The sequence below is a fragment of the Pseudoramibacter alactolyticus ATCC 23263 genome (assembly GCF_000185505.1).
Lineage (GTDB): Bacteria > Bacillota > Clostridia > Eubacteriales > Eubacteriaceae > Pseudoramibacter > Pseudoramibacter alactolyticus.
In genome coordinates this window covers 1082013-1103838 of record NZ_GL622359.1, presented here as the reverse complement: position 1 = coordinate 1103838, position 21826 = coordinate 1082013, and the positions used below count along the sequence as shown (strand labels likewise).

The 21826-nt window shown below is 56.1% G+C and carries 21 protein-coding genes; 9 read left to right on the top strand and 12 right to left on the bottom strand.

Features of this window, described 5'->3' with window-relative positions:
* Window positions 1-3 precede the first annotated feature (3 nt).
* Window positions 4-483 carry a CarD family transcriptional regulator gene (locus HMPREF0721_RS05195; RefSeq protein ID WP_006598557.1) on the top strand — a complete coding sequence of 160 codons (480 nt, stop codon included), beginning with the start codon at window positions 4-6 and terminating at the stop codon, window positions 481-483.
* 218 nt (window positions 484-701) lie between these two features.
* Here the strand turns inward: HMPREF0721_RS05195 and HMPREF0721_RS05190 are convergent, their stop codons facing one another.
* Entirely contained in the window at window positions 702-1988 is a 1287-nt protein-coding gene (locus tag HMPREF0721_RS05190; RefSeq protein ID WP_006598555.1) for a zinc-binding dehydrogenase, read from the bottom strand.
* Window positions 1989-2092: 104 nt separating this feature from the next.
* Window positions 2093-3997 (bottom strand): PTS mannitol transporter subunit IICBA, encoded by a 1905-nt coding sequence (locus tag HMPREF0721_RS05185; RefSeq protein WP_006598553.1) that lies wholly within the window; start codon window positions 3995-3997, stop codon window positions 2093-2095.
* A gap of 286 nt (window positions 3998-4283) precedes the next feature.
* Here HMPREF0721_RS05185 and HMPREF0721_RS05180 point away from each other — a divergent pair, with 286 nt between their 5' ends.
* The 4 genes from HMPREF0721_RS05180 to HMPREF0721_RS05165 all read left to right on the top strand — a co-directional run bounded on the left by HMPREF0721_RS05180 (window position 4284) and on the right by HMPREF0721_RS05165 (window position 8805).
* A complete protein-coding gene (locus HMPREF0721_RS05180; protein ID WP_006598551.1) occupies window positions 4284-5060 on the top strand; it encodes a DeoR/GlpR family DNA-binding transcription regulator in 777 nt (258 codons plus the stop codon).
* A 390-nt stretch (window positions 5061-5450) separates the two neighbouring features.
* A complete protein-coding gene (locus HMPREF0721_RS05175) occupies window positions 5451-6566 on the top strand; it encodes a PIN/TRAM domain-containing protein (protein WP_040639930.1) in 1116 nt (371 codons plus the stop codon).
* 67 nt (window positions 6567-6633) lie between these two features.
* Complete coding sequence (locus tag HMPREF0721_RS05170) at window positions 6634-8037, top strand: RsmF rRNA methyltransferase first C-terminal domain-containing protein (RefSeq protein ID WP_006598549.1); 1404 nt, start codon at window positions 6634-6636, stop codon at window positions 8035-8037.
* A gap of 24 nt (window positions 8038-8061) precedes the next feature.
* Window positions 8062-8805 carry an arginase family protein gene (locus HMPREF0721_RS05165; RefSeq protein ID WP_006598548.1) on the top strand — a complete coding sequence of 248 codons (744 nt, stop codon included), beginning with the start codon at window positions 8062-8064 and terminating at the stop codon, window positions 8803-8805.
* A gap of 63 nt (window positions 8806-8868) precedes the next feature.
* Here HMPREF0721_RS05165 and hisIE read toward each other — a convergent pair whose 3' ends face one another.
* Genes hisIE through HMPREF0721_RS05120 form a run of 9 tightly spaced genes read right to left on the bottom strand, consistent with a single transcriptional unit; the run spans window position 8869 to window position 16556 of the window.
* Window positions 8869-9561, bottom strand: a complete 693-nt coding sequence (hisIE, locus tag HMPREF0721_RS05160) for a bifunctional phosphoribosyl-AMP cyclohydrolase/phosphoribosyl-ATP diphosphatase HisIE (protein WP_006598547.1) — start codon at window positions 9559-9561, stop codon at window positions 8869-8871.
* A 25-nt stretch (window positions 9562-9586) separates the two neighbouring features.
* Window positions 9587-10348 carry an imidazole glycerol phosphate synthase subunit HisF gene (gene hisF / locus HMPREF0721_RS05155; RefSeq protein ID WP_006598546.1) on the bottom strand — a complete coding sequence of 254 codons (762 nt, stop codon included), beginning with the start codon at window positions 10346-10348 and terminating at the stop codon, window positions 9587-9589.
* A 9-nt stretch (window positions 10349-10357) separates the two neighbouring features.
* On the bottom strand, window positions 10358-11065 hold the full coding sequence (gene hisA / locus HMPREF0721_RS05150; RefSeq protein ID WP_006598545.1) for a 1-(5-phosphoribosyl)-5-[(5-phosphoribosylamino)methylideneamino]imidazole-4-carboxamide isomerase: 708 nt from the start codon (window positions 11063-11065) through the stop codon (window positions 10358-10360).
* The gene (gene hisH / locus HMPREF0721_RS05145; RefSeq protein ID WP_006598544.1) at window positions 11062-11676 is read right to left on the bottom strand and encodes an imidazole glycerol phosphate synthase subunit HisH; all 615 of its coding nucleotides are present in this window, start codon (window positions 11674-11676) and stop codon (window positions 11062-11064) included. The genes hisA and hisH overlap by 4 nt, the downstream gene beginning before the upstream one ends.
* A complete protein-coding gene (gene hisB, locus HMPREF0721_RS05140; protein WP_006598543.1) occupies window positions 11673-12260 on the bottom strand; it encodes an imidazoleglycerol-phosphate dehydratase HisB in 588 nt (195 codons plus the stop codon). The genes hisH and hisB overlap by 4 nt, the downstream gene beginning before the upstream one ends.
* Window positions 12257-13330, bottom strand: coding sequence for a histidinol-phosphate transaminase (gene hisC, locus HMPREF0721_RS05135; RefSeq protein ID WP_006598542.1), 1074 nt, complete (start codon window positions 13328-13330; stop codon window positions 12257-12259). The genes hisB and hisC overlap by 4 nt, the downstream gene beginning before the upstream one ends.
* Window positions 13331-14620 (bottom strand): histidinol dehydrogenase, encoded by a 1290-nt coding sequence (gene hisD / locus HMPREF0721_RS05130; protein WP_006598541.1) that lies wholly within the window; start codon window positions 14618-14620, stop codon window positions 13331-13333. It lies immediately after the preceding gene.
* A 30-nt stretch (window positions 14621-14650) separates the two neighbouring features.
* Window positions 14651-15292 carry an ATP phosphoribosyltransferase gene (gene hisG / locus HMPREF0721_RS05125; protein WP_006598540.1) on the bottom strand — a complete coding sequence of 214 codons (642 nt, stop codon included), beginning with the start codon at window positions 15290-15292 and terminating at the stop codon, window positions 14651-14653.
* A 1-nt stretch (window position 15293) separates the two neighbouring features.
* The gene (locus HMPREF0721_RS05120; protein ID WP_006598539.1) at window positions 15294-16556 is read right to left on the bottom strand and encodes an ATP phosphoribosyltransferase regulatory subunit; all 1263 of its coding nucleotides are present in this window, start codon (window positions 16554-16556) and stop codon (window positions 15294-15296) included.
* Between the two features lie 296 nt (window positions 16557-16852).
* On the opposite strand from HMPREF0721_RS05120, the gene HMPREF0721_RS05115 reads away from it, so the two are divergent.
* The 4 genes from HMPREF0721_RS05115 to HMPREF0721_RS05100 are packed head-to-tail and all read left to right on the top strand — an operon-like array spanning window position 16853 to window position 20353.
* Window positions 16853-17542 carry an HAD hydrolase-like protein gene (locus HMPREF0721_RS05115; RefSeq protein WP_006598538.1) on the top strand — a complete coding sequence of 230 codons (690 nt, stop codon included), beginning with the start codon at window positions 16853-16855 and terminating at the stop codon, window positions 17540-17542.
* Window positions 17535-18776, top strand: coding sequence for a CCA tRNA nucleotidyltransferase (locus HMPREF0721_RS05110; RefSeq protein WP_006598537.1), 1242 nt, complete (start codon window positions 17535-17537; stop codon window positions 18774-18776). The genes HMPREF0721_RS05115 and HMPREF0721_RS05110 overlap by 8 nt, the downstream gene beginning before the upstream one ends.
* Window positions 18773-19660 (top strand): 16S rRNA (adenine(1518)-N(6)/adenine(1519)-N(6))-dimethyltransferase RsmA, encoded by an 888-nt coding sequence (rsmA, locus tag HMPREF0721_RS05105; RefSeq protein WP_006598536.1) that lies wholly within the window; start codon window positions 18773-18775, stop codon window positions 19658-19660. The genes HMPREF0721_RS05110 and rsmA overlap by 4 nt, the downstream gene beginning before the upstream one ends.
* A 48-nt stretch (window positions 19661-19708) precedes the next feature.
* Complete coding sequence (locus HMPREF0721_RS05100; RefSeq protein ID WP_006598535.1) at window positions 19709-20353, top strand: BMC domain-containing protein; 645 nt, start codon at window positions 19709-19711, stop codon at window positions 20351-20353.
* A gap of 58 nt (window positions 20354-20411) precedes the next feature.
* On the opposite strand, the gene HMPREF0721_RS05095 is transcribed toward HMPREF0721_RS05100, so the two are convergent.
* The gene (locus HMPREF0721_RS05095) at window positions 20412-21641 is read right to left on the bottom strand and encodes an LCP family protein (protein ID WP_006598534.1); all 1230 of its coding nucleotides are present in this window, start codon (window positions 21639-21641) and stop codon (window positions 20412-20414) included.
* Window positions 21642-21826 lie beyond the last annotated feature (185 nt).

Genomic DNA, 21826 nt, shown 5'->3' with positions numbered 1-21826 from the left:
AGGATGTATAATATCGGTGATAAAATCGTTTATCCCATGCATGGAGCCGGTGTCATCAAAAATATTCAGGAAATGGATATTTTCGAGAAAACACAAATGTATTATAAGGTGACCATCGCGGCCGAAGGCATGGAAATTTTAATTCCGGTTGATAAAGCGGAGGAAGTCGGCCTTCGGGAGATTCCGACGCATCAGGATCTGGAAGCCATGCTGCAGGTACTGAGCCAGCCGGAGGATAAAATGACTTCCAATTGGTCAAAAAGATACCAGGATAATATGGACCAGATGAAGTCCGGCGATATCATTGATGTGGCGAAGGTCACGCGCAATCTCATGCTGCTGGATCGGCGAAAGGGTCTTTCCAGCGGGGACAAAAAAATGCTGATGACAGCCAAAAATTTTTTAATCAGTGAAATGATGCTCATCGACGGCAAAGAAAAAGAGGAAGCCTGCAAAATCATCGAGACAACCGTGGCGATGTAAATTTAAAAATCGAAGACGATCATCTGTACACCGTGCAGGCGGTTTCAGAATTGCAGACAAACCGTATCCGAAAAATAATCGGATGCGGTTTTTGTTTTTTTGGCAGGCATGTCTTGCGTTTTTTGATGATGCGCGGCGATGTCTGCTGCGGGCTTTTCCGGCAATGACAAAAGCCCGCGAACCCACGGGCTTTGCAAGGGGGGGCTTATGCGGAGATATTATTCATCTTCGCCGAAAATCTTCACGCCGAAATGCTTGAAGATCATGCGCTCGGCTTCCGGATTCCACAGACCGCGGTGGGCCTTGCAGCAGGCATTCAGCTCTTTGAAGAAAGGGTCTTTTTCGCCGAGTTTGCCGAAATCTTCAATGGCGGTCATCGGCATGTCAAACTGCGTGTAAGCCAGTTTTTTGCCCCCCGGAATATTCGGCAGGTTCATCGTTGCATCCGCGATGGAATCGATGCCGCCGACATGGGTGACCATGATGGCCGGGTCGATGATGTTTTTGGCCGCGAGATCGTTCGCTTCAATCATGTCGTCGTTGTTGCCGCCGGTGGTGCCCATGATGTGGGTGGCGTTGTAATGGCAGTCGTAGAGATTGACCGCCGCGGAAAAGGTCTTATCCTGCGGGCCGGAGAAGAAGTTCATGCAGCCGTCATAGGCGAGCACGGCGTTGCAGAGCGTTGCGACCGCCGGAATCGGCACGTAGATAAATGCGTCGTCATAGCCGTGGCCTTCGGAAATGTCCATTAAGCCCTTTTGCGGATCATCCATTTTGGCGGTGTTGACATAAACCAGTTCGACGCCGTTTTCGGCCGCTTTTTCCACCGGCATGACTTCCTTGGCGCGGGCGATTTTCGCATCGTCCACATCGGTGACCACGATGCGCTTCGGATGGTATTTGCAGACCGTGCCGTATGCCACGGCGCCGAGGCCCATCGGCCCGCAGCCGCCCATGATGATGACGTTGCCGTTTTCCTTCAGGCCCATCTCGTGATGGTAGTTCGCCTGCTTCGTGTGATACATGGCGTGGAAAGCGCCGATGGAGCAGGACAGCGGTTCGCCGAGGGACGCTTTGTAGAAGCTGTCGCCGTCAAAGGGCATGAGCGCGCCGACTTCCATCGCTTCGGGCGGGAAGATGCAGTACTGTGTATCGCCGCCGAAAAATTCATAGGAGTAGCCCGGAGAATCCATGCTGCCCTTGTAGTTCAGGGCCGGCTGCTGGGCGAAGCGCATGCCCGGCTTGAATTGATCCTGCCATTTTTTTCCGACCTTGACGATGACGCCGGTAAATTCGTGGCCGATGATGACCGGATTGGTCTCGACGTTCTGCGGGCAGCGTTTGTGATTTTTGCCCTGTTTGGCCAGCTTATACGTCGACATGCAGATGCTGTCGCTGTAAATTTTCGCTAAAATTTCGTCGTCTTTGATTTCCGGCAGTTCGAATTCTTCGAGCCGCAAATCCATCGCACCGTAAAGTCTGACTGCCTTTGTTTTCTGTCCCATGATTGATCCTTCTTTCTGATCCTTTAAATGCTTTTTATGGTTTTATTGTATTTCTGCGCGGCCTTCGCCGCCGCGGCAGCGGCGAAGGGATCGCCGTCACCGCGTTATTTAAACAAATCGTACACGTCGTCGACGTCCATGGCTAAGATTTTGTTGACGGCTTCTTCGGTGTTGCAGGCCGCTGCGATTTTGGCCAGCTTGTCGACGTGTTCATCGCCGACCGATGCGATCCCGATGACGAGTTTAACGCTTTGGCCGTCGCCCCAATCCACGCCGTCCGGATAGGAAAAGATGACGAGGCCGGAATTCAGGATTTCGCCGGTCATGCCTTCGATGCCGTGGGGAATCGCGAGGTTGTTGCCGATGGCCGTATTGAAGACTTTTTCTTTTTCGAGCATGGCTTCCGTGTATTTTTCGGTGGTGTAGCCGCCGTCGTAAAACACTTTGCCGATGTCGCGAATGATGGCTTCTTTTGTCTGGGGTGAGCGATTGAGGCGGATGTTCTTTTTGATCAGCACGCCGCCCTTGTAATCTGCGTAATCTGCTTGCGCATTGTCGGTTGCTTCGGTCTGGTTTGACGGATTTTCTGCCGCCGCCGCTTGATTGTCGTCCGGCAGGTTTTTGCGGGACTGGATGATTTCCGCGACGACTTCGTCGTATTCCGGCGCGTTCATGAAATTCGTGATGGTGACGAGTCTGGCCTGCGGGGCGCTCTTGACGGCGCGTTCTGCAAGATCCTTGTGGCAGATGATGAACTTGGCGCCGTCCGGAATTTCGGAAACCGATGAATGCGTGACCTGGATATTGCCGAAGCCCGCTTCTTCAAGCTTGCGCTGCATCACCGCCGCCCCCATGGCCGAAGAACCCATGCCGGCGTCGCAAGCGAATACGATCTGATCGAGCGTTCTCAGGTCGACGGCCGCGCCTTCCTGCGCAAGGCCTTTGGCGGATGCCTTCATATCGCTCATCTGGTCTTTCGCTTCGTCGAGGCTGCCCTTGGCGCCGGTAAGCCGGATGATCGGCGCGGCAATGGCAAACGAGACAGCCGCTGCAATGACAGCCGAAAGCAAAACCGCAAAGGTGGACCCCTTCGGCGCCATGCCGACGAATGCGATAATGGAGCCCGGAGAAGCCGGACCGTTTAAACCGAGATTAAACAAAGTGTTGTACATCATTGCTGCGAAGCTGCCGCCGATGGTTGCAAGCAGCAGCATCGGATTCATCAGGATGTACGGGAATGAGATTTCGTGAATCCCGCCGAGCAGGTGAACAATTAACGCGCCCGGCGCGGAATCCTTGGTCGCCTTATCCTTCGAGAAAAGCCAGTATGCGAGGAGCACGCCGGTGCCCGGGCCCGGATTGGTTTCGATCATGTAGAAAATCGACTTGCCGGCCGCCTTGACTTCTTCTGCGCCGAGGGGTGTGAAGATGCCGTGGTTGATCGCGTTGTTTAAGAACAAAACCTTCGCCGGCTCAACGAAAATTGAAACGAGCGGCAGCAGGCTGTGTTTGACGAGCACGTCGGCGCCGGCCTGCAAAACAGCCAGAAGCCCCGCCATAACCGGTCCGAAAATATAGTAACCGGCAATCGCAAGCAGCATCCCGATAATGCCGACCGAGAAGTTGTTGACGAGCATTTCGAAACCCGGTTTGATTTTGCCGTCGACCGCGTTGTCGAAGCGTTTGATGATCCAGCCGGCGAGCGGCCCCATGACCATCGCGCCCATGAGCATGGTCGTGTCCGGATTGGACTGGATAACGCCCATCGTGGCAATCGCCCCCATGACTGCGCCGCGCGGTCCGCCGACCATTTTGCCGCCGGTATACGCAATGAGCAGCGGCAGGGCGTAGCTTAAAAACGGTCCGACGATGGTATTTAACAGCTTGTTCGGCAGCCAGCCCGTGTCGATAAACAACGCGGCCATCAGCCCCCAGGCGATAAAGGCACCGATATTCGGCATCACCATGCCGGATAAGAATCTCCCGAACGATTGCACTTTCTCTTTCATCAGTTATCCTCCTGCTCTGATATAAAAGATTTTACATAAGATGCCTTAACCCACAACTATTATAATTATTTTTAGTTGCGTTTTGTTGTTTCTAAACATAATATAGCATGGTGTTGATTGGATGTCAAGATTTTTCCGAAAAAACTCAATTTTTTTCTTGCGATTTATTGGGGTTATGCTAAAATAGCGTTGCTATTAAATTCAGAAAAGCGATTTTCCCAATTAATCGCAAGTTGATTTGTCAATGGGCAGGGACCTGATTGATAGATAGAAAGTGAGCGGTCATATGGCAAATTTAACCGCGGACCGGCGCAATCGTATGGCGCAGATTTTAATCCGGGAAGGCAGCGTCAAAGTCGGCGAAATGGCCGAGCACTTTGGCGTGTCGACCGAAACGATCCGCAAGGATATTATTTATTTGGAAGAAATGGGCATCGCCGAAAAGAATTACGGCGGCGCCATTCCGAAAATCGGCGCGGTGGAAAAACCGCTCAACGAAAAAGAATGGGTCCACGCGGAGGAAAAAGCGGAAATCGCCGCGAAAGCGGTGAGCCTCATTCATAAACACGACGTGATCCTGCTCGACGCCGGCAGCACAACCAGCGCCATCGCCAAACAGCTCACCATCAAACAGGGACTGACCATCATCACGAATTCCCTCGACGCGGCAACGCTGCTGTCGGAATCCGAGCATCAGGTTTTTCTCTGCGGCGGCAAGATTCGAAGAAGCTCCCACGCGCTGATCGGCGGCTGGGTGCTCGACCGGTTTAAAAACATCCGCGCGGATATCGCGTTTCTGGGTTCGGACGGGTTCAAACACCAGAACGGCCCGACGACCGTCTCCTATGACGAGTCGAGTGTGAAGGCCTGGATGCTGCACGCGGCGAAAAGGACCTACGTCGTCGCGGACAGCACCAAATGCACGACGACCGCCCAGTTTTCCTACGCGGACTGGCAGGACGTCGACGGCATTATCACCGCCGGCGATCATGTCGATACCCTGCGCACGATCGTGGAAGACGCGACGCAGGTCATTGACGCGGCGACGAAAAAGCCGGAGTAACGCCAATATCATTAAAAAAATAAATGCTATTCCGCCATTTGACGGGATAGCATTTTTGTTATTCGCGGCTTGCTGCCGGCTGTTCTTGTTCGGTGTTATGGACAAATCACGGGATAACGGCAGCTAAGGTGCGTTGAGCTGATTGCTGACGCGATCAGCAGAATGCGCCGTCATTCAGCCGTTGCTTAGCTGAATTTTTTTCCACGTCGCAGCCCGCGCGCCGCAGGGATGGGCGCTTGGCACATTCGTCACGCCGGCTGTGCGCGGGTCCACGCGGAAATTGTCGGTTACCGTCACGCAAGGTTTGGACAAATAAATCATACAAAAGTGGCGAGGCTTTTGAAGGCATGTTATAATAAAAATGCACATTCTATGAAAGGAGGTGAAATCATGCTACGTAAAGTTTTAAGAGGGATTTGCACGCTATTCGGAATGATTATCGGCTATGTGCTGGGAAACGCGGCGATTGTGCACCGCTGGCTGCCACAAAAAATGGCGGCGACGGATATGTATCGCTGGCTTGTGACGATTGGCGCCGTTGTTATTTTTGGTCTCATTTTTTATTTTATTTTTTCGTTGATTGTCAAAATGGGCAAAGCCATTTCAAAAGCGGTCGAGAAAAGTCTGGAAGAAGTGCGAATGGCGGATGTCGTGCTCGGGATTGGCGGGCTTGTGATTGGTCTGCTTATCGCGATGCTCATCTCGGTGCCCATTGCGCAAATCCCCATCAAATGGCTGGCCAGCGTGCTCACTATCGTGGTTTACGTGCTGATGGCCTATCTTGGGGTGGCGATTCCCGTGCGCAAGCGCGACGAATTTATCGACGCGTTTCGGCAGATGCGGAGCGTCAATGTGGGCAGCAGCCTCACGCGCAAACTCAGCCGCAGGAAAACCAATGCCTTGGAACCGGAAATTAAAATTTTGGATACGTCGGTGATCATCGATGGCCGGATTTATGACATCATGCGTTCCGGTTTTTTGGAGGGGCCGGTGATCGTGCCGGTGTTTGTGCTGGCAGAGCTGCAGCTTCTGGCGGATAACGGCGACGATCTGAAGCGCGCCCGGGGGCGCCGCGGTCTTGACATTGTCAAAAAGATGCAAAATGAATTTGACGAGATGATCCGCGTCTCCGAAGAAGATTACGACGACTTGACCGGCGTGGACGATAAATTGGTCCGCATGGGTAAGGAAAAGAAGTATAAGATTCTCACCAACGATTACAACCTCAACAAGGTGGCGACGGTCCGCGGCGTTCAGGTGCTCAATATTAACGAGCTGGCCAATGCGGTGAAACCGGTGGTGCTTCCCGGCGAGGCTATGCAGGTCCATCCGGTTAAAAACGGGAAGGAAAGCGGTCAGGCCGTGGCCTACCTGGACGACGGCACGATGATCGTCGTGGAAAACGGCAAACGTCACATCGGCGAGCACATTGCCGTGACTGTCACCAGTGTGCTGCAAACGGCTGCCGGCCGCATGATTTTTGCCAAACCCAGTAAAGACGTTTAATGGCTTTGCCGGGCATTCAAAAAGCCGCTTGTCGGCTTTTTTTAAATCCGAAAGACAGGAGAACGCCATGAATTTACCGGAAGCTTTTTCTGATAAAATGCGCACATTGATGGGGTCGGAAGCCTTTGCCGCCCTGGCTGACAGCTATAATCGTTCCGCCTATAAAGGCATTCGGACTAACACGCTCAAGATGGACAACGGGCGGATGCGATCGCTTTTTCCCTTTGAAACGAAGGCCGTTCCCTGGTGTCCCACCGGGTTTTATATCGGCGGCGATGTACGCCCCGGCAAGCAGGTGGGCTATTATGCAGGGCTTTATTATGTGCAGGAGCCCACGGCCATGACCCCGGCGGAGGCCCTGGGAGCAGAGCCCGGTGATCGGGTGCTGGATCTATGCGCGGCACCGGGGGGCAAGAGCACGCAGCTGGCCTGCAAGCTGAACGGGCGCGGCGTGCTTATTTCCAACGAGATCGTTAAAAGCCGCAGCGCCGTGCTGGCGTCCAATATGGAGCGCATGGGCATTGCCAACAGCGTGATTTTAAGTGCCGCACCGGATAAATTGATGGCGGGCTTCACCGGATACTTTAATAAAATTTTGGTGGATGCGCCGTGTTCCGGCGAGGGGATGTTTCGCAAGGATCCCGACGTGCTCGCCGAGTGGCAGCCCGAGCGGGTAATCCAATGCGCGGCCAGACAATGGGAGATCCTCAAAACGGTGGATCAGCTGCTGGCCCCCGGCGGGGAACTGGTTTATTCGACCTGCACCTTTTCCCCGGAAGAAAATGAGCAGATCGTCGAGCGGCTGATCGCGACGGATCGTTACGAAGTGGTACCGTTGGCTTTACCGGGACTGGCGGATCACGGCCGGCCGGAATGGGCGGCGACCGGCGAAAGGCGAGTGGCCGGCACCCTGCGCATCATGCCGAATCATGTGGCAGGAGAAGGGCACTTTGTGGCCAAGATGCGCAAGCTTCGCGACGCGGAAAATGCCGACATGCCCGTTCGCAGGAGCAAAAATAAGAAGCGGCGATCCATCTGGACACGGCCGGCCAAAAAAGAGCGGGCCGATTTTCATCGGTTTTTAAAAGAAACAGCGCTGTCTCTTCCGGATAAGGATCTCTGGCAGGCGGGCGACAAGCTTTTTGCCGCGCCGGAAGGGTTTGCGCCGCGACGGCTCGAAGGCCTTAAAACGCTGCGCTTCGGGCTGGAACTGGGGGTCTTTAAAACCGGCCGCTTCGAGCCGGCTCATGCCCTCGCGATGGCGCTGATGCCCGAAAACGGCGGCCGGCGCCACGAAGTAACAAGCGCTGACGAGGCCTTTGCGTATCTGAAGGGGGAACCGCTGCGCGCCGCGGGCCTCAGGGGCTGGACGGCGGTCACCTGGCAGGGATATCCCCTCGGCTGGGGCAAGGCCAGCGAGGGTGTCATCAAAAATCATTATCCCAAGGGCCTGCGGATCATGAAAAAATAGCGCAAGAGAAAAGAGAGGCATGCGATGAAAGGGCAGGGATGGTCCGGATTGACCCTGATGAATTTCACCGGGGTTTATCGGCGGGAACATTTTTATGGCGATCGGGCGCATGATTGGCTGGACTGCAGCGGGATACCCGGCACCTACGGCTATTGCGATCCGGCGGCGGCGGCCCGGCTGCGCCGCCGGATGCACACGGCGGGACGTCGGGGGCTGCATTTTCTGGACAACGGCAACTATCATTATCTGAGCTATTTCTGGACCGAAACCATCCGCCGGCCCTTTAATCTGGTGGTGTTCGACCATCATGTGGATGCCAGGCGGCCGCGGTTTGGTCCTTTGTTGAGCTGCGGTTCCTGGCTGCGCGAGGCGCTGCGGGACCATCCGTTTTTAAACCGGGTGTTTTTGATCGGCGCAGGCCGGCATCAGCAGGAACTTTTGGCGGATCCTGCGCATTTGTCTGAAGACGCGGCGGCACGGATCGCCTGCCTGAACGACGGGGCGGCGCTCGATTCGATTATTGCCGACGGCTGTCCCGTTTATCTCTCGGTGGACAAGGATGTACTTTCGCCGGCGGTGCTCACCACCAATTGGGACCAGGGAACGATGGCGTTAAAAACGCTGACGGCGGCCATTCGCCGGCTGACGCGCGCGCTGCCGGTTTTAGGAGCGGATATCTGCGGGGAGCCGTCGGAAAACGCCAGGGAAAAACAGATCGTTCAAAGCGACGTCGTCAACCGCGCGCTGATGCAGACGCTGATGGCATAAGCGCACGGCCATCAAAAAACCTGAGGCATTTTGCCTCAGGTTTTTTTGTGTGCGGATCGCATTTTATTTTTTGATTTTGCCGCGATCGCCGTATTCGTCCCGGCGCTGGGTTTGATGGCGGGCGGCGAGCTTTTCATACACCGCGTTAAAACTCGTGCCCTGATGATTGAGCAGCACCGTCAGGTGATAGAGCAGATCGGCGGTCTCGCTGACGAGCTCGTCCGGATCGCCGTTTTTCGCGGCGATGACGGTCTCGGTGGCTTCTTCGCCGACCTTTTTGCAGATTTTATCGATGCCTTCGTTGAATAAATAGTTGGTGTAGGAGCCTTCGATGGGGTGGATTCTGCGGTCTTCAATCTGGGCGGCAAGCGCGGTGAGGATGTCGCTGTTGCCGCGGTCGAGGACGTCGTCGGCGGCCAGGCGTCTGTAAAAGCAGGAACGGCGGCCGGTGTGGCAGGCGGGTCCGATGGGGTTGACCTGCAGGAGCAGGGTGTCCGCGTCGCAGTCGTAGTCGATGGCGACGACCTTTTGAAAATGTCCGGAGGTTTCGCCTTTGGTCCACAGGGTGCCGCGGCTGCGGCTGAAGAAGGTTGCGTTGCCGGTTTCGAGGGTTAGGGCCAGGGACTCGGCGTTCATCCAGGCCATCATCAGGATTTCCCGGGTGTGGTAATCCTGGAGAATCGCGGGGATCAGCCCCTGATCGTTAAAGTGAAAATCGATGGCAGAGAGGTCGGTGATGGATTTTAAGTTTGACATAAAAGCCTTTCTGAATAGACGGCGGTCAGCGCTGCGTGCGCATGGGCAGACCGCGGCCGCCAAGGTAATGCTTGAGGTCGGGGATGGCGATTTCTTTATAGTGGAAGACGGAGGCTGCCAGCGCCGCGTCGGCGCCGGCGTCGAGCACCTCGGCAAAATCGGCCATCTTGCCCGCCCCGCCGGAAGCGATGATGGGAATGGTTAACGTTTCGGCAAGGATGCGGTTAAGCGCGAGATCATAACCGTCTTTAATGCCGTCGGTGTCGATGGAATTGATGCAGATTTCCCCGGCGCCGAGGTCCTGCCCCCGCTTCGCCCAGGCGATGGCGTCGATGCCGGTGTTTACGCGGCCGCCCTTGGTATAAACATCCCAGCTGCCGGTGGCGTTGCGTTTGGCGTCAATGGAGAGCACCACGCATTGGTTGCCAAAGCGCCGCGCCGCGTCCATGATGAGCTGCGGATTTTTCACCGCGGCACTGTTGACGGAGACTTTGTCGGCCCCGGCCATCAGCACCCTGCGAAAATCCTCGGCGGTGCTGATGCCGCCCCCGATGGTGAAGGGAATGCGAATGGCTTCGGCCACCCGTTCGACGATGTTTAGAAAGATATCCCGCTCTTCATAGCTTGCCGTGATGTCGTAAAACACGAGCTCGTCGGCGCCCTGTTCGGAATAAGTGCGGCCGAGGGTCACAGGATCGGCGACATCCTGAATGTTTTTGAATTTCTGCCCCTTGACGACCCGGCCGTGATCCACGTCGAGGCAGGGGATGATGCGTTTGGTCAGCACGGATGCCTCCTATTTGCCGAGATAGGCTTTTAAATCGATGGCCCCCTCGTAGATCGCTTTGCCGGAGATCGCGCCGTAAAGCCCCATGGCGGCGAGACGGTCCAGATGTTCGGGACCGGCGATGCCGCCGGAAGCGATGATGTTCATGTTCAGGTTTTGGTTGAGCAGCGCCAGCACGTCAAAGTTCGGTCCGCTCATCATGCCGTCCTTGGCAATATCGGTGTAAACCAGCGTGGACAAGCCGATTTTTTCGAGCCGGGTGGCGAGCTCCAGCGCTTCGATGTTGCTGTCCTCCGTCCAGCCTTCGGTGCGCACGATGCCGTCTCTCGCGTCGATGGACACGCAGACTTTGTCGTCGTATTTGGCGATAAGGTGCTCGATGAAGCGGAAATCCTTGATGGCCTGGGTGCCGATGATGATGCGGGACACCCCGATGCCGATATACATATCGGCGATGGCCTCGGTGCGGATGCCGCCGCCGAGCTCGACAGGAATATGCACCGCGTCGACGATGGCCTTGACGACGGACAGGTTCTTGGGCTCGCCGTCAAAAGCGCCGTCGAGATCCACCAGGTGCAGGTATTCGGCGCCGTCGGCCTCGAAGCGTTTGGCAACGGCCACCGGATCTTTGAAATAGACGGTTTTATCTTCTTTGACGCCCTGCTTGAGGCGCACACATTGGCCGTCTTTAATATCGATGGCGGGTAAAACAATCATGAGAGAACCTCCTTGAAATTGGTGAGCAGACGGGTGCCGACGCCGGCGCTCTTTTCGGGGTGAAACTGCATGCCGATGACGTTATCTTTTCGGACGATGGCCGGCACGCGCACGCCGTAATCCGCATAGGCCACGACGTCCGCGTCGAAATCCTTCGGCGCCGCATAATAGGAATGCACAAAATAAACGTAATCCTCATGGGTGATGCCCCGGACAATAGAATCTTCCCGATGGACGTTCAGATTGTTCCAGCCCATGTGGGGCACCTTGAGCTGCGGCGTGTCAAAATGGACGACCCGGCCGGGGATGAGGCCGAGCCCCGGCCAGCGGCCGTCCTCTTCGCTCTCGTCAAAGAGCAGCTGCATGCCCAGACAGATGCCGAGCAGCGGTTTGCCCTTTGCGACGCTGCGCTTGAGCGGTTCGTCAAGGGAAAACCGTTCGAGATTGGCCATGGCGTCGGCGAAGGCGCCGACCCCGGGCAGCACGATAGCCTCGGCGCTGTCGATCACCGCGGGATCTCGGGTAATCACCGCGTCGAGGGCCACGTCCTGAAGGGCGGTGTGCACATTTTTCAGATTGCCGACATCGTAGTCGATAATGGCGACGGTCATGCGATCACCCCCTTCGTGCTGGGAATGCCGCGAACAGTCGGGTCGATGGCGACCGCCGTTTTGAGCGCGCGGCCAAATCCCTTGAAGATGCCTTCCACAATGTGGTGGTTGTTCACGCCGTAAAGGGAGGCCACGTGAACGGTCATGGCGGCGTTGTGTGCAAAGGCAATGAAGAACTCCCGAAGCATTTCCGTTTCGAAATCGCCGATCATTTCCCGGGTCAGGGTGACGTCCCAGACGAGGGTGGCCCGGCCGCTGATATCGACGTTGATGCGGCACAGGGATTCGTCCATCGGGAGAAATTCGGTGGCGTAGCGGGTGATGCCGGCCTTGTCGCCCAGTGCCTGGGCGAAGGCCTGCCCCAGGAGGATGCCCAGATCCTCGATGACATGATGGTTGTCGACGCCGTCGCCTTTGGCGCTCACGTTCAGGTCGAACCGGCCGTGGGCCGCGAAGAGGGTGAGCATGTGATCGAAGAAGGGCACCGACGAATGGATGTCGGAGCGGCCGCTGCCGTCAAGATTGAGGGTCAGAGCGATCCGGGTTTCCTTGGTTTCCCGGCTGAGGGTGACGGATCGGTTCATTGCAGGGCCTCCGCGATGGCGTCGAGCACGGCGTCGTTTTCTTCCGGGGCGCCGATGGTTAGCCGGAAAGGCGTGAGGCCGCCGCCCGTTGCGCCGAAGGTTTTCACCAGGATGCTGCGGGCGCGCATGGCCTTTTCGATGGCGGCGCCGCGGGGCGTTTCAAAATAAATAAAATTGGCGGCGGTCGGGAACACCCGGCCGAGATCAAAAGCGAGCAGCGCCCGGTAAACCCGGTGGCGTTCCGCGTTAAGGGTTTTCACCCGGGCGAGGAGCCTGTCGCGGTTCTGAAGCCCGATGAGCGCCGCTTCCTGGGTGAGTTTGTTGAGGTTGTAGGGCGATTTGACTTTGCTGATCATGTCGATGAGCGGCTTCGGCCCGAGACAATAACCGCAGCGGACCCCCGCGAGACCGAAAGCTTTGGAGAGGGTGCGCATTACGAGCAGATTGCCGTAGCTGTCAACCAGGCGGGCCAGGGAATCCTCCGGACTTTTAAACTCGATATAGGCTTCGTCGAGGACCACCAGGGCGTCCGTCTCCTCGAGAATTTGGATCACGTCGTGGCGGGGGAAGAGACCGCCTGTCGGGTTATTGGGCGAGCACAAATAGATGAGCTTGGCGTTGTTTTCTTTTGCGGTGTTGATGATGCCCTCGACGTTGTGATGATAGGCGGCGTTGTCCGGCACCCAGAGAAACCGGCCGCCGGCGATGACGCTCCAGATTTCATACATCGAAAAGCTGGGGGCGTGGCCGATCACCACATCGCCGGGAGCGATAAAGGTCTGTCCGAGCATGGCCATGATTTCGTCCGAGCCGCAGCCCACAACGATCTGATCGGCGGCGACGCCGGTGTAGGCGGCGAGCTCTTCGCGCACGGCGGCCGCTGTGGGATCGGGATAGCGGTTGAAAGTGGTGGCCATCATGCGTTCGCAAAAAGCTTTTTTGAGGGCGTCGGGAAAATCATAGGGATTTTCGTTGGCGTTTAAAATAATTTTGTAATTCGGCGGGACCACCTGATAGGCTTCGAGGACCCGGACACAGGGGCGGGTAAGTTTGGCAGTGTAGTCCATCATTTAAACCTTCTTTCTGAATCTTCTTTCGATGGATTTGGCGTGGGCGTCAAGGCCTTCGGCTTCGGCAAAGGTGACGATATCGTCGGCGACGGCGCGCAGATTGGCCTCGCCGTATTCAATGATGCTCGAGCGCTTGATAAAGTCGTAGGTGCCGAGCGGCGAGGAGAATTTTGCCGTGCCGGAGGTGGGCAGGGTGTGGTTGGGGCCGGCGAAATAATCGCCGAGGGGCTCGGGCGAGTAGCTGCCGAGAAAGATGGCGCCGGCGTTCTGCACTCGGTCGAGATAGGCTTTGGCGTCGGGCAGAGCCAGCTCCATGTGTTCGGGAGCGACGCGGCCGGCCAGCTCAAAGGCTTCGTCTAAATCGTCGCAAACGAAGACAAAGCCGAAGTGATCGACAGCGCTCTTGGCGATGGCTTTGCGACGCAGGTCGGCCTTGATCTGGCGATAAACCTCATCGATCACGGCGTCGGCAAAGGCGTCGTCGGTGGTCACGAGAATGGGCATGGCCATCTCGTCGTGTTCGGCCTGGGAGAGCAGGTCGGCGGCGATCCATTCGGGATCGGCAGAGCCATCGCAAAGCACGAGCACTTCGCTGGGCCCGGCAATCATGTCGATGGCCACCTTGCCGAAGACTTCCTTCTTGGCGGTAGCGACAAAAATATTGCCCGGTCCGACGATTTTGTGCACCGGCGCGATGGTCTCGGTGCCGTAGGCCAGTGCCGCAATGGCTTGGGCGCCGCCGACTTTGTAAATTTCGGAGACGCCGGCAATTTTAGCCGCGCAGAGAATATTCGGGTTGATCTTGCCGTCCTCGCCCGGTGGGGTGACCATGGCGATGGCGCTCACCCCGGCGACGACGGCGGGAATGGTGTCCATCAGCACGGTGGATGGATAGGCGGCTTTGCCGCCGGGCACGTACACGCCGACCCGCTCGATGGGGGTGATGTGCTGTCCCAGGGTGATCCCCGGTGCCGGCTCGTAGGTCCAGGTGGTTTCGAGCTGTTTTTTGTGGAAGGCGCGGATATTGTCCGCCGCTTTTTCGATGGCGGTGACGAGTTTCGGATCGGCAGCGGCGAAGGCCTCGTCGATTTCTTCGGCACTGACCTTCAGATTGGTGACGGTGCAGCCGTCGAATTGGGCGGTCAGCGCGCGCAGGGCAGCGTCGCCCTCGGCCTTGACGCGGTCGATGATGGCGAGCACGCCGTCGCGAGTGCTTTGCTGATCGGCTTCATTTCGTTTTAAAAGGCGGTCCAGCTGGCCGATACTGTCCCGATAGGTTAATTTTTGCATGGTGTTCTCTCCTGAAAGCGGCGGGGCGGGCTAAAGGGCCAGCGCCTCGAATTTTTGAATGATGGGGTCAATGGCTTGGCTTTTGGTTTTCAAGCTGACCTGATTGACGATGAGCCGAGAACTGATTTCGAACAGCGTCTCAAGCACGACGAGCCCGTTTTCCCGAAGGGTGCTGCCGCTTTCGACGATGTCGACGATGCAGTCGCACAGACCGAGGATGGGGCCGAGTTCTACCGAGCCGTTGATCGTGATCAGATCCGCCGGCTGATCCAGCCGATTGAAATAAGTTTTGGCGATATGGGGATATTTGGTGCCCACGGTGAGTTTGCGGTTGTATTGAATTTTGGTGCCCGCAAAGCCGGCGACACACATGCGGCACAGGCCGATGTTGAGGTTGAGCAGTTCATACACGTTGGCGGGGTGCTCCAAAAGCACATCCCGGCCGACGACGCCGATATCGGCCGCGCCCTTTTCGACATAAGTGCCGACATCCGGCGATTTGACGAGGAAAAATTCGACGGTGTTCGTGGTGTCGGTAAAGATGAGTTTGCGGCTGTCCTTGGCGTAGTCGGGGAAGACGTAGCCGATCTCCTTGAGCCGGTCGATGGTTTTGTTGGCGACGCGTCCTTTGGCCAGCGCCATTTTTATTTTGGCATTTTCTTTTTGAACCATGTTATTCTCCTTGCCGGGTTTTAGCCGCGTTGATGGCCTTGATCGGCATCAGCTGATTATTTTTGAATTGAAAGAGACCGTCGGCGGTGATTGCGTAGAAATAACTGTCGCGGTAAAGCGGCTGGGATCGCAGGGCGACGATGGCGTGCTCCGGCAGTTCGGCGGTGCAGAAGATTTCCACCGGGAGTCCCTGACGGCGCAGATCGGCGGCGAGGGCAAAGGCCCGGGGCTTTGCCCTCTCGGTATAGACAATGACGCGATGGGGTTCCGGCGCGTCGTCGAGCAGGCCGTGCTGATCCATATAGTCCATCAGGCCCAGCAGGTCGACAGCAAAACCGCAGGCCGGCCGGTCGATGCCGAATTTTCGGCTCAGGGTATCGTAGCGGCCGCCGTCGATGATGGGCGCGCCCCAGCCGCCGACGTAGGCCTTGAACACGAGATCGGAATAATAATGCATCGCGCTGGTGAAGCCGAGATCAAAGGTGACGGCATCAGCCAAGCCTACCGCCTCGAGATGGCGGTAAATGGCCTGCAGATCCGCAACCACCGCCCGCATTTTGTCGTTCATGCAGAGGGTGCGCATCCTTTCAAAGGTTTCCTTCGGCTTGCCGTAAAGCCGGGGCAGCTGCAGCACAATCTCGGCGATGGTGGGATTGCACTCACGTGCGTCCAGGAAGGCGCGGATGTCGCCGATGTTTTTATTGTCGATGAGGCTGATCAGCGCGGTGCGGTCGCTCTCGGAAAGGGCGAGCTCATCCAGCAGATAATTGATATAGCCCACATGACCCATATCAATTTGAATGTCCGTGATGCCGTTGGCCCGCAGCGACTCGATGGCCAGCGCGATGATTTCGCCATCGCACTCCGGCGCGGTATCGCCAAAGAATTCGACGCCCATTTGGGTGATTTCTTTTTTGACGTCGCTGGGGGCGGCAAAGTGGCGATAAATATTGGTTTGATAGAAAAATTTGATGATTTCCCCGGGGTCGTGGTGGTTGATGGCCGCCATGCGCGCCACGGAAAGGGTGGCGTCGGGCTTGAGGGCCAGCACTTTGCCCTTGCGGCTGATGAATTTAAAGAGCTCGTCGCCCGGGATGGTGTTGTCGGTGATAAATTGATCGAAGGATTCAAAGGTCGGGATTGAAATCTGATGGTAGCCGTAGGACTGATAAAGTTTTTTGAGTCTTGCTTCGATGGCGGCTAACGATCGAAACCCCTGATACTGGATGTTCTCAAACCCCTCGATGGTGTAATTGGTCAACATAAAGTCTCCTCGTTGTTTTATACAGTAGCGTAATAAAGCGATGCTCTTATCTTATCATGGGTCACGCGCGGGGTCAACGGGTGTATTGAATTTAATACGCCTGAAATCCTTTGATGACAGAACTTCTGAGACGATGTTGTCTCAGAATGGCGTAAGAGAATGGGCATTCGCTCTCTGCGTGTTTTTTAAGCTTATTTTATCATAAAATAAAGATTTTTATTGAAAATTGATCAATCCTGTTGGACAATTAAGACAAATCGGCAGCGAGACGAGTTTAGTGAAAGGGGGCTTCGATCATGGCTTACAAATGTGTGTGTTTTGATTTCGATGGCACGCTGGCAGACACGGAAGCCCTCATGCTTAAAGTCTACAACGAAATGGCCCGGCACTATCGCTTGGAAGCCATCGAGCCGGAAGCGATCGGCGCGATTAAAGAGATGGCCATGGCCGATGTGCTGAGGCATTTGCACATTCCGGTGCGGCGATTGGGAAAGCTGATCCGATACGGCGGCAAGCAGCTCGCGGCTCGTCAGGATGAGATCATGCCCTTCCACGATCAACTGGGTGATTTTTTGGCCGAGCTGCGGCGCTGGACGCTCTTTTGCGGCATCCTCACCTCCAACACGGCGAAGAATGTCCACGCGTTTTTAATGCGTTATGATCTGAACGGCTATTTTGATTTTTTAAAATGCGCTGCGTTCTTCGGCAAGGATCGCAGGCTGCTGCGCCTGTGCCGACAGCTGCATATCCGCCCGTCGGAGATGCTCTACGTCGGGGATGAAGTGCGGGACATCAGAGCCTGCCGTCGGGCAGGCATCGACGTGGCGGCCGTTGATTGGGGCTACAATACCCGAGCGTCCCTTGCCCAGGCGCAGCCCACCTACGAGGTGGACACCCTTGAAGCGATTATCAACATCGTGAAGAGACACAACGCCCGGAGTCTCGAGGCGGAAATTCTCAGACGGATGGTGATTGACGATGCGTGACGCGCTGGAACGGCTCTTCGATCATTTCGAACGTGCAGGGTACGCATTATACCTGGTTGGCGGCGCGGTGCGGGATGCGCTGCTCGGCGCGGTGCCGACGGATATGGATCTCGCCACCGATGCCAGACCGGAGGCGATGCAGGCATTGTTTTCGCGCGCACTGCCCGGGGCGAGGGTCGTGACGGCCGGCGCGCGCTTTGGCACGGTCGGAGTGCAGCTGGATGGCCAGTGGTTTGAGATCACAACTTTCCGCGCCGATAAAAATTACGGCGACGGGCGTCATCCGGATCGGGTGGTTTTTGGCACTTCGGTCCGGGAGGATGTCTTGCGCCGGGATTTCACGGTGAACGGTCTGCTGATGGACCGCCGTGGTGTCGTGTTGGATTATGTGGGCGGCCTTTCGGATTTAAAGGCGCGGCGTCTGCGCTGCATCGGCGACCCGCAGGCGCGCTTTGCCGAGGACAAGCTGCGCAAGTGGCGCTGTGTGCGGCTGGCAACGATCAAGGGGTTTGCAATCGAAGCGGCGACCTGGCACGCACTTGCGGCGGATGCCGACACGGCGGGCGTGAGCTGCGAACGCATCGGCGGCGAGTGGCGGAAGTTTTTAATCGGTCCGCATTTTGGCCGGGGCATGATGCTTTTAGCGGCAAGCGGCCTTTGGGCGGACTTGATTCGGCGTTTGGAAATCAGCCGTGCCCGGATTCCCTCGGAGGGCGATGCGTCCGCTTTGGACGCCCTGCCGGCGGATCCGGCGGTGCGGCTGGCGTTTTTACTGACCGGTGAAAAAGCGCTTTCCGAAGTGCTGAAGCCTCTGGCTTTGCCCAAGGCGATGGTGCGGGCAGCCGAGCGATATGGCGAGCGGCGGCAGATCTCGGCAGATGCGGATATAGTTGCGTTCAAATCAGCCTTGGCCGATCTCGGCAGGCCGCAGTTTGAAAAGCTGCTGGCCCTTCAGGAGGCGCTTGCCCAAACGGCGGCGGATCAGCGGCGGGCGGCGGCAAATCGGGCGTGTTATGCGCGGATTGTGCAGACGTGTCAGCCGATCGCGCGCTCGGAGCTCGCGCTGTCCGCGGCAGATTTGAAGGCGATGGGCTTTGGCGGAGCGGCCATCGGCAGCAGCCTGACCCTGCTTTTGCACCACGTATATCGCCGGCCGGCGGCCAATACGCCAGAGGCCCTGCGCGCGGTGCTGGCCGAAGCCATCGGTATGGAAACGGAAAAGGATAGCGAATGAAACTGACCTCACCGACGATGGTTGAAGCGCTGATGCAGCGCCACGAACTGCACTTTAATAAGCGCTTCGGCCAAAACTTTTTAATCGACGACCATATTTTAGACAAGATTGCACGGGCGGGCGATTTGACGCCGACGGATACCGTGATTGAAATCGGCCCCGGCATCGGCACGCTGACCCGGGAGCTCTCGGCGCGGGCCGGACAGGTGATTGCTGTCGAAATCGATCACAAGCTTATCCCGGCGCTGGGTGAAACCTTGGCCGATTGCGGGAATGTGCACGTGGTGAATGCGGATGTGCTCAAAACCGATCTGGCCGCCCTGGTGGCCGAAGCGGCGCCGGGCACGGCCCGTTTGAAAGTGGTCGCTAACCTGCCCTATTACATCACGACGCCCATCATGATGCAGCTGCTTGAAACGCGCTGGCCCGACGGGGTGGCGCTGGCGCAGATGGTTTTTCTCGTGCAGAGGGAGGTGGGCGAGCGCATCTGTGCGGCGCCGGGCGGAAAGATTTACGGCTCGCTGAGCATCGCCTGCCAGTATTATGCCCGGCCGGAAATCGCCTTTGCGGTGCCGGCGACGGTGTTCATGCCCCGGCCCAAGGTGGATTCCGTTGTCATCGCGATGAAAAAGGCGACGCCGCCCTACGCGCCGTCGGATCCGGATCAATTTTTTCGCGTGGTGAAGGCTGCGTTCATGAATCGGCGCAAGACGCTGATTAACAGCCTGACCACCAATACGGCCTACACCAAGGATCAACTGCTCGCGGCGATGGCAGAGGCCGGCATCGATCCGAAAGTTCGGGCGGAGAAGCTTGACGGCACAGGGTTCTGTGCGCTGGCCAACGCGCTGATCGCGCTTGAAAAATCGCCGGACGCATGCTAAAATAAAATCATTTAAAACAGCGCTGAACGGAAAAAGGAGGATCCCAAGATGATCGGAGATTTAGTCCATGGGAAATTTGTGGCAAACCGACTGTTGACCGATGTGGAAGACTGCATGCTCGAACAATATCATTTACCGGATGGCCATATCGATATCGGCCTGTTTACGACGGCCTGCGACGGCGTGGGCTATGTGGCGGCGGATGACGCGACCAAAAAAGCCAATGTGCAGGTCGCACAGATTTACACCACCTATGGCGGCTGCGGCAAATTTAACGACGGTCAGGTATTTGGGGTGCTCTCCGGGCCGATGGTTTCTGATGTGGAGCGCGGCCTGCGCTATGTGCGGGAGTTCACCGAAAAGGAATCCACCTGCTACAGCATTTCCGACGACGACAGCACGCTGATTTACGCCCAATGCGTATCGCGTATCGGCAGCTATTTCGCGAAGGCCTACAACCTGGAGCGGGGATCATCCATCGCTTATTTGATCGCGCCGGCGATGCATGGTGCCGTTGGCATCGATGAGGCGCTGACTCAGGCTAACGTGGATGTGGTGCGCTTTTGGAGCCGCCCGACCGAATCCAATATGAGCGGTGCCATTTTAACCGGGCGCCAGGCACAGTGTGAAACGGCCGTGAGCGCTTTTAAAGAAGTGATTTTTGACTTGGTCAGCGAACCGATCGAATATTAAAAAGAATTTGATATTACAGAAAATAAAAAAGAACGCCGGAGGGCGTTCTTTTTTAGGTTTAATTTTGGGATTGACTTCTCGACGATGCATTTGTGTTGGACGTTGTCGGCGTTGATGCAGCGGCGCCAGCTGAACGGGATGACGCCGCCCCAGTGGAAGAACGATATCTGCGGGCGCGGTAACTGCGGTTAGAAGATGAGCTGTTGTAATTTGACGTGGTGCCGCCGGAAGGGGAAGGATTACCCGAAGCCGAAGCGCCGGAGCCGTGATAGGTACCATAGCCGGTGCGGCTGACGATGCCGTCACTGATGGTGTTCACCGTTGCGGACGGGGTATAGTCGACGCTGCTGCCGTAGATGGATTTATGCAGTTGAACCGCTGTGTCATAAAGCGTCTTGGGCACCACATAGGAAATGCCATTCAGTGTGGGTGTGGCATAGTAATTCTCAAAGGGGATGCGTTGACTTACAAAAGTTTTTTTGTTGGTCTGCAGATAACCCTGCAGGAATTGGGTCATTTCCGCGTTAGACATCGACGTTGTAACATAGGGATAAACCTTGGAAAATAATTTTAGCGCGGTGAAGGTATCAATTTTGCTCGCCTTTTTTAAGATTTTCTGCACGACTTCCCGCTGGCGTTCCGTCCGGCCGAAATCATCGTCGGAGTGACGGTTGCGGGCATAACCCAGTGCTTGAGCGCCGTTTAAGTGATTTTTCCCCATTTGAAGATGAGCTGCGTTGGTATGTTCGGTGCCATTGACCATGTCGATGGCCTCATTGGTATATTTCAGCACGCGTTCGTCTGTGATATTGACTGTGATGCCGCCAACCGCGTTGACCGTTTCCATCATGCAGTCAAAATTAATCGAAATGTAATCCTCGATATTCAAGTCAAAATTTTCATTCAGGGCTTTAATGGCCAAGGCCGCACCACCATAGCTATAAGCGGCGTTGATTTTTTCATAGGTAATATTGTTTTTGTGGCTGGCCGGAATGCGCGCCATGAGATCGCGCATGACCGATGTTATCGTGATTTCCCCGGTTTTGTAATTGACGGACAAAATCATGATGGTATCGGAGCGATTGCCCTCGACATCGCTTCGGCCGTCGATGCCAAAAACGGCGTAATTGGTGACGCCGCTCGGCAGTTTAGTGACACTGAGTTTGCTGGAATCGAGATTATCGCCGGAGATTTTAGCACGAACTCTGAAAATATAAATGACGCCGCTGCCGACGACCACCATAACGAAAGCCAGAAAGACGGCCAAAAATTTTCGTTTTAAAGTCATGGGATTCCTTTCACGATTGAAATTTAAAATTTATCTGCGCTGATGCATAAAAATTGATTTTATAAAATAAGCGGGGATATTATACCATACAAGTGAACGGCGGCGGCAAGAAACTTAAAAAAGAATGATAATCCGTGACGAGCATGGGCGTTCAGGAAAGCCAAGCTTAAGATCGGAAGAACAAT

Bases quoted from the DNA above. Each gene is read 5' to 3' on its own strand.
- hisA (WP_006598545.1), bottom strand. From the start codon at position 11,065: ATGATTGTTTTACCCGCCATCGATATTAAAGACGGCCAATGTGTGCGC.
- hisD (WP_006598541.1), bottom strand. From the start codon at position 14,620: ATGCAAAAATTAACCTATCGGGACAGTATCGGCCAGCTGGACCGCCTT.
- HMPREF0721_RS05180 (WP_006598551.1), top strand. From the start codon at position 4,284: ATGGCAAATTTAACCGCGGACCGGCGCAATCGTATGGCGCAGATTTTA.
- HMPREF0721_RS05110 (WP_006598537.1), top strand. From the start codon at position 17,535: ATGCGTGACGCGCTGGAACGGCTCTTCGATCATTTCGAACGTGCAGGG.
- HMPREF0721_RS05170 (WP_006598549.1), top strand. From the start codon at position 6,634: ATGAATTTACCGGAAGCTTTTTCTGATAAAATGCGCACATTGATGGGG.
- HMPREF0721_RS05115 (WP_006598538.1), top strand. From the start codon at position 16,853: ATGGCTTACAAATGTGTGTGTTTTGATTTCGATGGCACGCTGGCAGAC.
- hisH (WP_006598544.1), bottom strand. From the start codon at position 11,676: ATGACCGTCGCCATTATCGACTACGATGTCGGCAATCTGAAAAATGTG.
- hisB (WP_006598543.1), bottom strand. From the start codon at position 12,260: ATGAACCGATCCGTCACCCTCAGCCGGGAAACCAAGGAAACCCGGATC.
- rsmA (WP_006598536.1), top strand. From the start codon at position 18,773: ATGAAACTGACCTCACCGACGATGGTTGAAGCGCTGATGCAGCGCCAC.
- HMPREF0721_RS05195 (WP_006598557.1), top strand. From the start codon at position 4: ATGTATAATATCGGTGATAAAATCGTTTATCCCATGCATGGAGCCGGT.
- HMPREF0721_RS05165 (WP_006598548.1), top strand. From the start codon at position 8,062: ATGAAAGGGCAGGGATGGTCCGGATTGACCCTGATGAATTTCACCGGG.
- HMPREF0721_RS05190 (WP_006598555.1), bottom strand. From the start codon at position 1,988: ATGGGACAGAAAACAAAGGCAGTCAGACTTTACGGTGCGATGGATTTG.
- HMPREF0721_RS05120 (WP_006598539.1), bottom strand. From the start codon at position 16,556: ATGTTGACCAATTACACCATCGAGGGGTTTGAGAACATCCAGTATCAG.
- hisG (WP_006598540.1), bottom strand. From the start codon at position 15,292: ATGGTTCAAAAAGAAAATGCCAAAATAAAAATGGCGCTGGCCAAAGGA.
- hisIE (WP_006598547.1), bottom strand. From the start codon at position 9,561: ATGTCAAACTTAAAATCCATCACCGACCTCTCTGCCATCGATTTTCAC.
- HMPREF0721_RS05185 (WP_006598553.1), bottom strand. From the start codon at position 3,997: ATGAAAGAGAAAGTGCAATCGTTCGGGAGATTCTTATCCGGCATGGTG.
- HMPREF0721_RS05175 (WP_040639930.1), top strand. From the start codon at position 5,451: ATGCTACGTAAAGTTTTAAGAGGGATTTGCACGCTATTCGGAATGATT.
- HMPREF0721_RS05100 (WP_006598535.1), top strand. From the start codon at position 19,709: ATGATCGGAGATTTAGTCCATGGGAAATTTGTGGCAAACCGACTGTTG.
- HMPREF0721_RS05095 (WP_006598534.1), bottom strand. From the start codon at position 21,641: ATGACTTTAAAACGAAAATTTTTGGCCGTCTTTCTGGCTTTCGTTATG.
- hisC (WP_006598542.1), bottom strand. From the start codon at position 13,330: ATGATGGACTACACTGCCAAACTTACCCGCCCCTGTGTCCGGGTCCTC.